Annotated in this window: 15 protein-coding genes; 7 read left to right on the top strand and 8 right to left on the bottom strand. The window is 66.4% G+C overall.

The features are described 5' to 3' along the window. The first annotated feature begins 33 nt into the window (after positions 1–33). Entirely contained in the window at positions 34–723 is a 690-nt protein-coding gene (locus ACOOFO_RS03655) for a hypothetical protein (RefSeq protein WP_420428305.1), read from the top strand. 31 nt (positions 724–754) lie between these two features. On the opposite strand, the gene pmbA is transcribed toward ACOOFO_RS03655, so the two are convergent. Genes pmbA through ACOOFO_RS03640 form a run of 3 tightly spaced genes read right to left on the bottom strand, consistent with a single transcriptional unit; the run spans position 755 to position 4067 of the window. After that, a complete protein-coding gene (gene pmbA, locus ACOOFO_RS03650) occupies positions 755–2131 on the bottom strand; it encodes a metalloprotease PmbA (protein WP_420429631.1) in 1377 nt (458 codons plus the stop codon). 40 nt (positions 2132–2171) lie between these two features. Further along, positions 2172–3509 carry a UDP-N-acetylmuramate:L-alanyl-gamma-D-glutamyl-meso-diaminopimelate ligase gene (gene mpl / locus ACOOFO_RS03645; protein ID WP_420428304.1) on the bottom strand — a complete coding sequence of 446 codons (1338 nt, stop codon included), beginning with the start codon at positions 3507–3509 and terminating at the stop codon, positions 2172–2174. A 3-nt stretch (positions 3510–3512) separates the two neighbouring features. Next, a complete protein-coding gene (locus ACOOFO_RS03640) occupies positions 3513–4067 on the bottom strand; it encodes a hypothetical protein (protein ID WP_420428303.1) in 555 nt (184 codons plus the stop codon). A gap of 41 nt (positions 4068–4108) precedes the next feature. Here ACOOFO_RS03640 and rnd point away from each other — a divergent pair, with 41 nt between their 5' ends. Further along, entirely contained in the window at positions 4109–5203 is a 1095-nt protein-coding gene (gene rnd / locus ACOOFO_RS03635; RefSeq protein WP_420428302.1) for a ribonuclease D, read from the top strand. A 10-nt stretch (positions 5204–5213) separates the two neighbouring features. Here the strand turns inward: rnd and ACOOFO_RS03630 are convergent, their stop codons facing one another. Beyond that, complete coding sequence (locus tag ACOOFO_RS03630; RefSeq protein ID WP_420428301.1) at positions 5214–5771, bottom strand: adenylate kinase; 558 nt, start codon at positions 5769–5771, stop codon at positions 5214–5216. A gap of 192 nt (positions 5772–5963) precedes the next feature. On the opposite strand from ACOOFO_RS03630, the gene ACOOFO_RS03625 reads away from it, so the two are divergent. Genes ACOOFO_RS03625 through ACOOFO_RS03610 form a run of 4 tightly spaced genes read left to right on the top strand, consistent with a single transcriptional unit; the run spans position 5964 to position 8770 of the window. Beyond that, positions 5964–7232, top strand: a complete 1269-nt coding sequence (locus tag ACOOFO_RS03625; protein WP_420428300.1) for a 6-phosphofructokinase — start codon at positions 5964–5966, stop codon at positions 7230–7232. A gap of 53 nt (positions 7233–7285) precedes the next feature. After that, positions 7286–7819, top strand: a complete 534-nt coding sequence (gene ppa / locus ACOOFO_RS03620; protein ID WP_420428299.1) for an inorganic diphosphatase — start codon at positions 7286–7288, stop codon at positions 7817–7819. A gap of 57 nt (positions 7820–7876) precedes the next feature. Continuing rightward, positions 7877–8266, top strand: a complete 390-nt coding sequence (locus tag ACOOFO_RS03615; RefSeq protein WP_420428298.1) for a DUF4870 family protein — start codon at positions 7877–7879, stop codon at positions 8264–8266. A 6-nt stretch (positions 8267–8272) separates the two neighbouring features. Then, the gene (locus ACOOFO_RS03610; RefSeq protein WP_420428297.1) at positions 8273–8770 is read left to right on the top strand and encodes a hypothetical protein; all 498 of its coding nucleotides are present in this window, start codon (positions 8273–8275) and stop codon (positions 8768–8770) included. Here the strand turns inward: ACOOFO_RS03610 and ACOOFO_RS03605 are convergent. Then, entirely contained in the window at positions 8700–9278 is a 579-nt protein-coding gene (locus tag ACOOFO_RS03605) for an AAA family ATPase (protein ID WP_420428296.1), read from the bottom strand. The two genes, ACOOFO_RS03610 and ACOOFO_RS03605, sit on opposite strands and share 71 nt — an antisense overlap. Beyond that, positions 9275–10219: an ROK family protein gene (locus ACOOFO_RS03600; protein WP_420428295.1), complete on the bottom strand. Its 945-nt coding sequence runs from the start codon at positions 10217–10219 to the stop codon at positions 9275–9277. Before ACOOFO_RS03600 ends, ACOOFO_RS03605 begins: the two co-directional genes overlap by 4 nt. A 285-nt stretch (positions 10220–10504) precedes the next feature. Here ACOOFO_RS03600 and ACOOFO_RS03595 point away from each other — a divergent pair, with 285 nt between their 5' ends. Beyond that, positions 10505–11395: a hypothetical protein gene (locus tag ACOOFO_RS03595; RefSeq protein ID WP_420428294.1), complete on the top strand. Its 891-nt coding sequence runs from the start codon at positions 10505–10507 to the stop codon at positions 11393–11395. Here ACOOFO_RS03595 and ACOOFO_RS03590 read toward each other — a convergent pair. Then, the gene (locus ACOOFO_RS03590) at positions 11392–11838 is read right to left on the bottom strand and encodes a PaaI family thioesterase (RefSeq protein ID WP_420428293.1); all 447 of its coding nucleotides are present in this window, start codon (positions 11836–11838) and stop codon (positions 11392–11394) included. The two genes, ACOOFO_RS03595 and ACOOFO_RS03590, sit on opposite strands and share 4 nt — an antisense overlap. Beyond that, the gene (locus ACOOFO_RS03585) at positions 11835–12278 is read right to left on the bottom strand and encodes a PaaI family thioesterase (protein WP_420428292.1); all 444 of its coding nucleotides are present in this window, start codon (positions 12276–12278) and stop codon (positions 11835–11837) included. The genes ACOOFO_RS03590 and ACOOFO_RS03585 overlap by 4 nt, the downstream gene beginning before the upstream one ends. Positions 12279–12399 lie beyond the last annotated feature (121 nt).

Raw genomic sequence — 12399 nt, 5'->3', positions numbered from 1 at the left:
CTCCGCAGCGGCAGCGCGGCGCGGGGGGCAAGCATGAAGCGACCAGGAGCACCAACCCTGGTGGCCATTGCCGCCGCCGCGCTGCCGTTGATCAGCGTGCACGTGGCCTGGCTGTTGTCACTGCACTATCAGCTGATTCCCGCCTGCAACCCGTACTGGGAGGGCTGTACCTCGATCAGCGGCGCCTGCCGGCAGGAACCCGTCATTTTCTGGTTCCGCTTCACCATGCAGCCCTATGGCTGGCTGCTGATCGCCTTCTGGGCCTTCGCGGCCGTGTGGTGTGCGCACATCCATCCGGCAGCGCGCATCCGGCGCTGGGCGTTGCTTGGTTGTGGCGCCGTTGGCGCGGTGTTCTACACGCTGTACGCCACCTATCTGGGGGAATCCGGCGAGATTCCCTCTCTGCTGCGTCGCTACGGCATCAATCTCTATTTTTCGATGACCGTGCTGGCGCAGATGCTGCTGATTTCGGTTGCCGCCTCGGCGCGGGTACTGGGGGCGCGCATGCGTCAGGGCTTCGTCACCATCCTCGCGCTGCTGCTGCTGCTGGGACTGGCGTCTCTGCCGCTGCAGTTCATGGACATCACCGAAGCCGAGCAGGACGCCTGGCTCAACGTGCTGGAGTGGTGGTACGCCCTGCTGATGGTCGCCCTCTACCCGCTGACCGCCCTGGCCTTCGAGCGCACCGGCTTCCGGCTGCACAGCGTGTGGCAGCCGCGCTGAGCCCTCGCGAAGAGCGGCCTGCAGCCGCCAGCTAGTTGCCGGCCACCGTCATGCGGCCGATCAGCACGCTGCCGGTGCGTACGCCACCGCTGACGTCGACGTCCACGCCCACGGCCTGTACCTGATCGAGCATGTCGAGCATATTGCCCGCGACGGTGATTTCATCCACCGGCTCGGCGATCTCGCCGCCCCGCACCAGATAACCCGCCGCGCCGCGCGAGTAGTCACCGGTCACCGTATTGACGCCCTGGCCCATCAGCTCGGTGACCAGCAGGCCTTCGCCCATTTCGCGGGCAAGCCCGTCCAGACCGTGCTCGGTAGTCGGGCGGGCAACGAGGTTGAACACGCCACCGGCGTTGCCGGTGCTGCGCAGCCCTAGCCGACGCGCACTGTAGGTGGATAGCAAATAGCCCTGCAGTACACCTTCGTCGACCAATACGCGCTCCTGGGTGGCCACCCCTTCCTCGTCGAAGGCGGCACTGGCGATGGCCTGCCGGATGAAAGGCTGCTGCTCCAGATGCACGATGGGTGCGGCGATGCGGGTGCCGGCGCGGTCAAGCAGGAAGCTGGCGCGACGGTACAGGGCGCCACCACTGATGGCGCCGAGCAAAGAGCCCCACAGCCCGCGTGCCAACTCCGGCGGGAACAGCACCGGACATTGCCGGGTACTGATCTTGCTGGCCCCAAGGCGCGCCGCGGCACGCTCACCGGCGCGCCGCCCGACGACCTCGGCCGCCAGCAGGCCGGAGGGGACGCGGCCTGCGGTATACCAGTAGTCCCGCTGCATGTCGTCACCGCTGCGTGCAATCACGGCGCAGGACAGGCTGTGTCGGGTGCCGGCGCTGATGCCGAGAAAACCGTGGGTATTGCCCAGCACGGTGACACCACCGCCGGTATCCAGGGTGGCGCCCTCGCTTTGCACAATGCGCGCGTCCGCATCCAGCCCGGCCTGCTCGCAGGCGCGCGCCTGTTCCACGGCGCTGTCGGCGTCGACCATCCAGGGGTGGAACAGGTCCAGATCCGGCATTGCCGTTGCCATATCCGCGGCGTCCGGGAGTCCGTTGCAGCGGTCTTCACCACTGGCACGGGCGATGGCCACCGCGGCTTCCGCCGCGGCGCGGAGGCCATCGTCTGACCAATCGGCCGTGGTGGCGCTGCCCATGCGCTGGCCGCAATAGACCGTCAGGGCGAGGTCACGGTCGCGCTGGAACTGCAGCGACTCCACCTCATGATTGCGCACCGTGACGGTAAGCGCCCGCGACAGACTGGCCCCCGCTTCGGCCGTGTCGGCGCCCGCCGCGCGCGCAGCGTCAAGCGCACGCTGGACCATGGACTGCGCGGTCTGGGTATCCGCGACGCGCTCCTCGGCGGCGTCATGCACGACGGTTTCCTGTGTCATGCCGCGCAGTCTACGCAATGCCGGGCGGAGGCCGCCGCTGCTGTGGCAGTCATGCCTTGGCCTGCAGCGCGTCGAGCAGGCGCTGGTGGATACCACCGAAATCACCGTTGCTCATCACCAGCACGGCATCACCGCTCCGGGCCTCGGCCACAACCGCCTCGACCAGTGCATCCAGCTCCGTGGCCACGGTCAGACGGGCACCCAGTGACGCGAGTGCCTGACTGGCATCCCAGCCCAGGCCAGGCGGCGCGTAGACGAAACTGTGCGTCGCGGCCTGCAGCGAGGCTGCCAAGGCCTGCGCGTGGGTCCCCATGCGCATGGTGTTGGACCGCGGCTCGAGCACGGCGAGTACGCGGCCGGCATCGAGATCGCGTGCCGCATCGAGGGTCGCCTGAATGGCGGTGGGGTGATGCGCGAAGTCGTCGAAGACCTGCACGCCCGCGACGGTACCGCGCAACTCCATGCGGCGACGCACCCCGCGGAAGGTGGCCAGCGCCGCCAGCGCGTCCTCCGGGTCCACGCCAACATCCGTGGCCGCCGCCACCGCCGCCACCGCATTGCTGCGGTTGTGCGCGCCCGGTTGGGCCAGCGTCAGCGGCCCAATGCAGCGGGCCGCCTGCCAGAGCTGGCCGTCGTCATCGACGCGCCAGGGCTGGTCATCGCCAAAGGCAATGGTGGGTGTCCAGCAGCCGGCGGCAAGGACGCGGGCCAGATTGTCATCCGCCCCATTGACGATGATCTGGCCGTGCGCCGGCACCGTGCGCAGCAGGTGCTGGAACTGGCGCTCGATGGCGCGTAGATCGTCGAAGATATCGGCGTGATCGAATTCGAGATTGTTCAGCACCAGGGTCCGCGGCCGGTAGTGCACGAACTTGGAGCGCTTGTCGAAAAAGGCTGTGTCGTATTCATCCGCTTCGATCACGAAGCAGGGACCGCTGCCGAGGGCCGCCGACACGCCCAGATCGGCCGCGAATCCGCCCACCAGCCAGCCCGGATCCTGGCCCGTGGCGCGCAGGATATGGGTCAGCATGGCGGAGGTGGTGGTCTTGCCGTGGGTGCCGGCCACGGCCAGCACATGGCGGCCACGCAGAACATGCTCCGCCAGCCATTGTGGGCCCGATACCAGCGGCGCGTCGGTGGCCAGCAGATGCTCGACGAGGATGTTGCCCCGCGTCATGACGTTGCCGCAGATGATGGCGTCCGGCGCCGGCTCCAGGTGTTCGGGCGCGTAGCCGCGCATCACCTCGATGCCGAGTTGTTCGAGCTGGGTGGACATCGGCGGCCAGGCGTTGGCATCCGATCCGGTAACGCGATGACCGGCCTCGCGCGCAATGGCGGCGATGCCGGCCATGAAGGTGCCGCAGATGCCCAGAATATGGACGTGCACCGGCTAGCTGCCCTGCGGGACCAGCATGGTGCCGACGCCGCCGGCAATGATGTACACCACCGCCGCCATGCCGACGGCGGCCAGGATGGCCAAGCCACTGCGCGACTCCAGCGCGTTGCGGTAGATCCAGATGGACACCGCCAGGCTCCACAGCGACAGGCCGAGGGTCCCGATCAGCGACAGCGCCGGTACATCGATCTGGGCATCGGGGTTCTGCGCCGCCTGTTCCATGGCGGGCAGCATCGGGATCAGAAAGGGCACCAGCAACAGCGAGAAGATGGCATTAGTGACGAGCAGCGCGCTGACCGTCTGCGGCACCCGTTCCGGCTTCTTGCGCATCGTCAGCACCGCCGTGGTGAAGGACCACATCACCAGCACGGCCACGATGGCCTGCACGATGGCCGCAAACACCGGCAGCGACAACTGGAACTGCACGACGTGGACCGCCAGCGCCAGCATGATGGCGTGGGCCACAGCCTGGTTCGATGCGGGGTAGTCCTGGGGCCCGGCGCGGAACAGACAGATACGCCAGGAAGTAGCGATGACGGAGAAGAACATGGCGCCGGAGCAAGATGAACGATGCGAGTATTCTACGCACCATGACGCCCACGCTTATCGCTAATGACGCGGCATTACCGGCATTGCTCGATCGCCTGGCGCCCGCGCCCTGGGTTGCGGTCGATACCGAATTCGTGCGCGAGCGCACCTACTATGCCCAGCTCTGTCTGGTGCAGATCGGCGATGCCAATGAAGTGGCCTGCATCGATGCACTGGCGGTCGACCTCGCCCCGCTCTGGCAATTCCTGCTCGACCCGGCTCGCATCAAGGTGTTGCACTCGGCCTCGCAGGACATGGAAATCTTCGTCGAACACGCCGGCGACTGCCCTCGACCGCTGTTCGACACGCAGGTAGCCGCCGCCCTGCTGGGGCTGGGGGACCAGATCAGCTATGCCGCGCTGGTGGAGGCCCGGCTGGGTATCCACATCGACAAGTCCCAGTCACGTACCGACTGGTCCAAGCGCCCGCTGAGCGCGTCCCAGTTGAGCTATGCCGTCGACGATGTACGCCATCTGGCCGCCTTGTTCCCGGCATTACGCGAGGCCCTGGAGGCTGCGGAACGCGAGGATTGGCTGCGCGAGGACTGCGCGGCCATCACGCAGGCGGATCGCTACCGGCCCGATCCGGAACAGGCCTGGCAGCGACTCAAGGGACTGGGGCGACTCGACGCCGACGCCCAGCACGCCGCTGCCGCGCTGGCACGCTGGCGCGAGGAGCGCGCGCTGGCCAGCAACCGCCCGCGGCGCTGGATTCTGGCCGACGAGGTCCTGCTCGCCATCGCGGAACGGCGACCGCAGTCACTGGCGGAACTGGCCGAGTATGCCGATATTCCGGCGCGCAATCTGGAGCGGGACGGCAAGACCTGGATTGCCTGCATGCAGCAGGCGCCGACGGGCGCCCCGGCGCTGGTCGACGATTTTCGTCCGGACCCGGCGCATCGCGCCCTGGTCAAGCGGCTGGGCAACACCGTGCGCAGTCGGGCCGACAGTCTTGGCGTTCCGCCAAGCCTGCTGGCTGCCCGCGCCAGCCTGGAAATGCTGGCCCGGTTCGGCGCTAGTGCGGAGAACCCAGCGCTGCGCGGCTGGCGGCGTCCCGCTGTCGGGGAAGCCCTGCTGGCCGCCCTCGACAGCGAGTGACGAGGACGCTTCAGGCGTCGAGCGCCTCGACGATGCTGCTGTAGATCGCTTCGAGGTCACCGCTGCCCTTCACCGTGACCAGCAGGCCGCGCTCGCTGTAGTACTCGAGCAGCGGGTGCGTCTGGTCGCGGAAGACCTTCATGCGGTTGCGGATGGTGTCCTCGGTGTCGTCCGAGCGGCCGCGTTCAAGCAAGCGCTTGACGATCTCCTCCTCATCCACATCCAGATGCACTACCCGGTCGAGGGGCTTGCCGAGGTCGACCAACAGACTGTCGAGCGCCTCCGCCTGGGCACGGGTACGCGGGAAGCCATCGAGGATGTAGCCATTGGCCGTATCCGCTTCGTTGAGTCGCTCGCGGATCATGCCGATGACAACCTCGTCGGCCACCAGCTCGCCGGCATCCATGGCGGCCTTTGCCTTGAGGCCGAGGTCCGAGCCCGCCGCAACGGCCGCACGGAGCAGATCGCCCGTGGAAATCTGCGGAATGCCGCGGCGTTCCATCAGCATCTGGCCTTGCGTGCCCTTGCCGGAGCCGGGCGCACCCAGCAGAACGATTCGTTTGCTCATAGTTAATAAGGTCTGGGATTCAGGCGGGCGGCTGCCCTGAGAGACGACGTGGTCAAAGCCCCACCAGGTCGCGCGGCGCAACCGTAATGCGGCGTTGTGCGCAGGTCAATGTTGCACTGCGTTAGTGGGAGAAACTTTCTAGTACCATATCCGCGCCGCAATTTCAGTTCCATTTCGCCAAAAAGTTTTCGCATGCCCCAGCCACGTAACGCTTTTTACGCTCAATCCGGAGGCGTCACTGCCGTCATCAATGCTTCGGCAGCGGGTGTCATCGAAGCGGCGCGCGCGCATCCCGAGGCCATCGGCACGTTGTATGCCGGCTCCAACGGCATTCTCGGCGCGCTGCACGAGGAGCTGATCGATACCAGCCAGATGAGCGACGCCGACGTGGCGGCGCTGCGCCACACCCCGGCCGGGGTCTTCGGCTCCTGCCGCTACAAGCTCAAGGGCTTCGACCGCAATCAGGCCGAATACGAGCGTCTCATCGAAGTCTTCAAGGCCTTCGATATCGGCTACTTCTTTTATAACGGTGGCGGAGATTCGGCCGATACCTGCCTGAAGATCAGCCAGCTGGGCAGCCGCATGGGCTATCCCATCCAGGCCGTCCACGTACCGAAGACGATGGACAACGATCTGCCGCTGACCGACACCTGCCCCGGCTTCGGCTCGGTGGCCAAGTACACGGCCGTGTCAATTGCCGAGGCCAGCCTGGATATTGCCTCGATGGCGCGCAGCTCCACCAAGGTCTTCATCCTGGAAGTCATGGGACGCCATGCCGGCTGGACCGCCGCCGCCGGTGGACTCGCCGCGCAGCAACCAGGCGACGGGCCGCAGATCCTGCTCTTCCCCGAAGTCACCTTCGACCCCGAACGCTTCCTCGCCAAGGTCGAGGACACGGTAAAACGTTACGGCTGGTGCACCGTGGTGGCCTCCGAAGGCATCACCAATGCCGACGGCACCCTCTTCGCCGAGGCTGGGGGCACCGACGCCTTCGGCCACAAGCAGCTCGGGGGCGTGGCGGCGAGGCTGGCGGCGCTGGTGAAGGAGCGGCTGGGATACAAACACCATTTCGCGGTGGCGGATTACCTGATGCGCGCCGCGCGCCATATTGCCTCTGCCACGGACCTCGAACAGAGCTATGCCGTGGGTCGTGCTGCAGTGGAAAAGGCGGTGGCCGGCGCCAGTGGCATCATGGTGACCGTGCAGCGTGACAGTGACAGCCCTTACGCTTGGTCCGTGGGTGAGGCGCCTCTGGAGAAGGTCGCCAATACGGAACGCATGATGCCCCGGGAATTCATCAGCGACGATGGTTTCCACATCACCGAGGCCTGCCGTCGGTACATGCTGCCGCTGATTCAGGGCGAGGCGCCGCCGCCTTTCGAAAATGGGCTGCCGCGCTACCTGCGTTTCCGCCCGACGCTTGTTGCACCCAGAACTGAACGCATCTTCGAAGTCGCCTGATACCAGTCGCGAACGCACAGCACCCCAACCAGTCAGACCAGGGAGAACATCACATGAGCTTCAAGGACGTCGGTCCGGGCAAGAAGGCCCCGGACGAATTTCTCGTCATCATCGAAATTGCCGCCAACGCCGGACCGGTGAAGTACGAGGTGGACAAGGACACCGGCCTGCTCATCGTGGATCGCTTCATGAATGTGGCCATGCACTATCCGGCCAACTACGGCTATGTACCCGGCACGCTGTATGACGACGGCGATCCGGTTGACGTGCTGGTGCTGACGCCGCACGACATCGTGCCTGGGAGCGCCATCAAGTGCCGCGCCGTGGCCGTGCTAGATACCGAGGACGAATCCGGCCTGGACGCCAAGATTCTGGCCGTGCCCACGGACAAGGTGTCCACCAACTACTACCGCGACGTCAAGGATCTCTCCGATGTTCCGGAACGTCTGCAGAACGAGATCCGTCACTTCTTCGAGCGCTACAAGGATCTCGAGGAAGGCAAGTGGGTGAAGGTGTCCGGCTGGCGCGACGCCGCCGCCGCCCGCGCCGAGATCAGCAAGTCGATCGAGGCCTTCAACAAGGGTTAATCCCACCCACGGCAGGCTGCGGGGCGTTGTGTCTCGTCACAATAACCGGGAGTTCCCATGACCGAGATCAGTACGAGCGACCACCCGCAGCCGGCCGGCGGCCCCTACTACGGCGATTACGGCACCGAGAGCGAACGTAACGTCGTCATCGCCGCCTACATTCTGCATGCCCTAGGTGTGCTCACCGCCGGGGTCATCGCGGTCATCGCCGTCATCGTCGGCCACCTCAAGGTCAACGACACCCAGAGCGTCTTCATCCGCGAGCACCATCGCTGGCTGCTGCGCACCTTCTGGTGGGGCCTGTTCTGGTGGCTGGTGTGTGCCGCGCTCACCGTCATCTTCATCGGCCTGATCGGCTACGGCATCCTCGCCATCTGGTGGATCTACCGCATCGTCCGCGGCCTGCTCGCTTTCAGCGAGCGCAAGCCGCTCCCGCTGCCGAGATAGGCGTCCATGCGCGCGGTGACCGCGGGCTACCTGCTGGCCGGGGCGGCCGCGGCTGCGACGCTGTTCAGTCTTGGTTGGCTGATCCTGCTGTGCATTCCCCTGCTGTTGCTCTGGCATGGCCTGCGCTGTCTGACGGACCGCGATGCCCTCAGCCACTCGCACGAGGTCTTCCTGCTGAAGAACTACCTCTGGCACGGAAGTTTGTTGCTGCTGCTCTACGCGCTGCCGCTGGTGTGGCTGTTCTCGGCACTGGACCCGCAGTCCGAACTGGCCGCCGTGCTGGGTACGCGTGACCCGGAGGCCATCGTACTCTGGTTCAAGCTGTGGGCCGCCGATCAGCTGCGTGATCCGTCGCCGGTGTTCGCCGCCAATGTCGCGGGCGGCTTTCTCTGGCTGGCGACCCACGCCATCATCAGCGCGCTCATTGGCATCCTCATTCTGCTGCGGCTGATCCGTCGCTTCCTTCGCTGGAGCGAGCGCCAGCCGGCGCGATCTCCCGCATAAGCGCTTCAACCTGCGCGCGTTGCTCTGCCAGCGGTAGACGGCCGTCAACCACCAGGGTTTCGGCATCCACCGGCGCAAAACGCGACGCCACCTGGCGCACCAGGCGCGGCGTGCGCTCCTTGGAGGGGTGCACCCCTTGCGCCCGGATACGCGCCATGGCCTCGCGCACGCTGACGCGTACCTCGACGGGCATCCACGCTGCGCCAAAGGCATGTGCCAGACCGCGTGCGGTATTGCGGTCGGCCCGGTGGGCAAAGGTCATGCCATCGATGATCACCCCCTGTCCGCTCTCCAGCATGGCGCGCACTGCCAGCCACAGCGCAGCGGTTGCCGCGGGCTTCTCCTGCACGCCCATGACGTAGGGCGGGAACATGCCCGCACGGATGGCATCGCGATCGATGACAGCCAGCCCGGCATCCTGCGACAGGGCACGGGCCAGCGTGGACTTGCCGCAACCCGGCAAGCCGATCAGCGCCAGCACGACGAAGGGGGATTGACAGGTCGTCATCCCCGACTGCCACCCAGTGGCCACAGCCAGGCCGCACCGCGTACGCCGGAGGCGTCACCGTGCCGGGCGCGCACCAGCCGCGTCTCCACCGCGTCGGAGAAGACCCAGTCGCGCCAACGCAGCGGCACCTGCTCATAGACGCTGTCGATCTGCGACAGTCCGCCGCCCAGCACGATGACATCAGGATCCAGCACATTGATGATGGCGGCGAGGCTGCGCGCCAGACGATCCTCCCAACGTTCCAGCGTGGCCTGCGCCACGACATCGCCCGCGGCGGCCTGTCGGCAGATCGCCTGCACATCCTGCGCCTCGCCGCCGGCGCGACGATGGTCGAGCACCATGCCGGGACCGCAGCACCAGGTCTCAATGGAGCCATGGCGGCCATCCCAGCCCTTGGGCCCTGGCACCTCATCCCATTCCGGGCGCGGCCAGGGCAACGGGTTGTGCCCCCATTCGCCCGCAATGCCGTTCGGGCCGGCAAGCAGCCTCTGCCCGACCACCACCCCGCCGCCGACACCGGTCCCAAGGATGACGCCGAATACCGTGCCTGCGCCCGCGGCCGCCCCATCCATCGCTTCCGACAGCGCGAAGCAGTCGGCGTCGTTGGCAATGCGGACCTCGCGGCCGAGAGCTTGAGACAAGTCTTCACGCAGCGCCTCGCCGTTGAGACACAGGGAATTGGAATTCTTCATGCGTCCGGTCAACCGCGACACAGCGCCCGGCGTACCGGCGCCCACAGGCAATCCGCTGACATCCTGTTCGGCTTCGACGGCACGCACCATTTCCGCAACCTGCCGCACGATGGCGGGGTAGTCGCCCGCGGGAGTGGCCTCGCGGCGACGGCAACGAATGCTCCCACCACCATCCAGCAAGGCCACTTCGATCTTGGTTCCCCCGAGATCCACGCCGATGCGCAGATCCGTGGGCTTGGTCGCTTGCATACCCATGCACAAAGGATACCGGCATGCGCATCTCGCACGGCGCCGCGTGAAGGCATGGCCACTTGCGCAGGCCGTCGACACCGCTCGACCGCTACAGGCGTCGCACAGGCCGCACTGCCGCCTAGCATCGAGACAAACCCACAGCGCAGCCTTGGCTGTAAGGCGGTAGCGCATGATGCAGGCGGGCTTGCCAGCGCAACCTGTTGCATGGTCTTGCAAAGGGCGGTGTTTCCGTGCCGTCCACCACGCGCGGGCGTACGCAACGCGCTCCATGGAAATGTCCTCGTGAGCCGCCTGCGCGGTGGCTTTCGGATTCCGCGCCCTCGCGCCGGGCACCGGCCACGGCTGGACTACCAGCGCAACTTCCACCGCACACTCTATGCCCATCTGGCGTGGCCGATGCTGTGCGTCGTGCTTCTCTCTGCGTTGGGCCTTGTGCTGACCAGCGCGCCGCTGCACGCACTCTGGATCGGTGCCTGCCTGCTGGCGTTGAGTGGTGCCTTTCTATCGCCGTGGGCCGCATTCTCAGTGGGCGTGGGCGGAGCGCTCGCGCTGCTGCCAGTGGTGCTCCATATCCACGGCCTTGGTCTTGGCAGTTTCTGGGTCTACGGCGGCTACGCGCTATTGCCGCTGTGCCCTCTGGGACTGGCGATGACCCGCCTCTATCAGATGCGGGCCACGCGCCTGCATATCCTGCTGCAGTTGCCCCAGGTGCAGTCGGCCATGGATGTGTCCGACTGGAGCCTGCTGCCGACACCGCGCGCCATCGATCGCCGCATCCAGCAGCATCTGGCAGAACACCACCTCACCGGCCGCAAGGAACCGGCACTGGTCTACACCATTGCAATCTGCGCCCTGGTCGAAGGCGATACTGCACACGACACCAGCACCCTACAGAAGGCCGTGCTCGACCTCGCCAATGGCTTGCGCAAGACTCTGCGCACGGGCGACATGATCGGCGAAGACATGCGCGGTCACGGTCATCTCTACATTCTTGCCTTCCCGAACCCCTCGCACTCCGACAGCGAGCAGACCATCGCCCGGCGCCTCCGCCCGCTGCTAGATACCAGCCGGATTGGGCGCTGGCGCATGGCAGTTGCACGCGTGCCCGAAGACGGCTCCCAGTTGCAGCGGCTGCATTGGCACCCACTGGAGGCGCGACAGGCAGACGCCTAGTCCGCGGATGCAAGCAACAAGTGCGCGCGTCCGCTCGCTGTGAGGTGTTCGCGGTTGTCCTGCCAGGCATCGACGCGCACGGCGACCACGCGTCGCCCCTGGCGCAGTACCTGACATGCGGCGTACAGCGGTGCGGCGCGGGCCGAACGCAGATAGTCGAGCGAAAAGTCGATGGGCTTGGGCAGCCGCGATTGCGCTTCATCGACAAGGGTAACCACCAGCGCGGCGGCCTCTATCAGCGCGGCCACCGCACCGCCGTGGATGGCCGGCAGTCGCGGATTGCCCACCAGATCCTGCCGAAAGGGGAGCACGAACAGCGGCCCGACACCCTCGCCTGCTTCCACCCGGATACCGAGATGGGCGGTATAGGGAATGCGGTCGATCACCCCCTGATAGTCGCGCTGCTCGCGCAGGGCAGCCAGCGTGGTGGCCGACGCGCTCATCGGGCAGCGCCCGGCCGGGTCGCGCGGCGCATGAAGCTGGCCGTGACGCGCGCAGCATGTGCCCCTGCGTCTTCAGCGTGGATATCGCATTGCACGAAGCCCACATCCCCCGAGCAGCGATAGCAGTGCGCATCCACTACCAATGCCTCGGCCACCGAGACCGGGCGCAGATAGTCGATGCGTAGATCCAGGGTGGCGACGGACACCATCTCGTTGAGTGCCGAAACGAAGGCCACGCCACTGGCAGCGTCCGCCAAGGTGAGCAGCACGCTGGGAAAATACAGGCCGCGCTCGGGATCGCCTTGCAAGGCGGGTTTGCCAGGAAGGCGGCAGCGGGCGCGTCCACGCTGAAGATCCACCAGTGCGATGCCCAGGGCCTGATTGTGCGGAATGGCCTCAAGAAAGCGTTGCGCCATCGTCTGATAGGGGTTGTCTGTCATGCCGTGGCCGGAAGGCGCCCGAAAGCCCCATTATCGCAGGTCGAGCCGGCCACTTTGAGCGGCCACAGCCTGGCCGAGGCCCCTTGATGGGCCCGCTCCACCGCTTGCAAATGACCGGTAA

It is taken from the genome of Algiphilus sp., assembly GCF_965216485.1.
In the GTDB taxonomy this organism is placed as follows: domain Bacteria; phylum Pseudomonadota; class Gammaproteobacteria; order Nevskiales; family Nevskiaceae; genus Algiphilus.
The sequence above is the reverse complement of the archived record's forward strand: the minus strand, read 5'-3'. Positions and strand labels throughout refer to the sequence as shown.

Bases quoted from the DNA above. Each gene is read 5' to 3' on its own strand.
- ACOOFO_RS03615 (WP_420428298.1), top strand. From the start codon at position 7,877: ATGACCGAGATCAGTACGAGCGACCACCCGCAGCCGGCCGGCGGCCCC.
- rnd (WP_420428302.1), top strand. From the start codon at position 4,109: ATGACGCCCACGCTTATCGCTAATGACGCGGCATTACCGGCATTGCTC.
- ACOOFO_RS03610 (WP_420428297.1), top strand. From the start codon at position 8,273: ATGCGCGCGGTGACCGCGGGCTACCTGCTGGCCGGGGCGGCCGCGGCT.
- ppa (WP_420428299.1), top strand. From the start codon at position 7,286: ATGAGCTTCAAGGACGTCGGTCCGGGCAAGAAGGCCCCGGACGAATTT.
- ACOOFO_RS03625 (WP_420428300.1), top strand. From the start codon at position 5,964: ATGCCCCAGCCACGTAACGCTTTTTACGCTCAATCCGGAGGCGTCACT.
- ACOOFO_RS03585 (WP_420428292.1), bottom strand. From the start codon at position 12,278: ATGACAGACAACCCCTATCAGACGATGGCGCAACGCTTTCTTGAGGCC.
- ACOOFO_RS03600 (WP_420428295.1), bottom strand. From the start codon at position 10,219: ATGCAAGCGACCAAGCCCACGGATCTGCGCATCGGCGTGGATCTCGGG.
- ACOOFO_RS03590 (WP_420428293.1), bottom strand. From the start codon at position 11,838: ATGAGCGCGTCGGCCACCACGCTGGCTGCCCTGCGCGAGCAGCGCGAC.
- ACOOFO_RS03655 (WP_420428305.1), top strand. From the start codon at position 34: ATGAAGCGACCAGGAGCACCAACCCTGGTGGCCATTGCCGCCGCCGCG.
- ACOOFO_RS03640 (WP_420428303.1), bottom strand. From the start codon at position 4,067: ATGTTCTTCTCCGTCATCGCTACTTCCTGGCGTATCTGTCTGTTCCGC.
- ACOOFO_RS03605 (WP_420428296.1), bottom strand. From the start codon at position 9,278: ATGACGACCTGTCAATCCCCCTTCGTCGTGCTGGCGCTGATCGGCTTG.
- ACOOFO_RS03630 (WP_420428301.1), bottom strand. From the start codon at position 5,771: ATGAGCAAACGAATCGTTCTGCTGGGTGCGCCCGGCTCCGGCAAGGGC.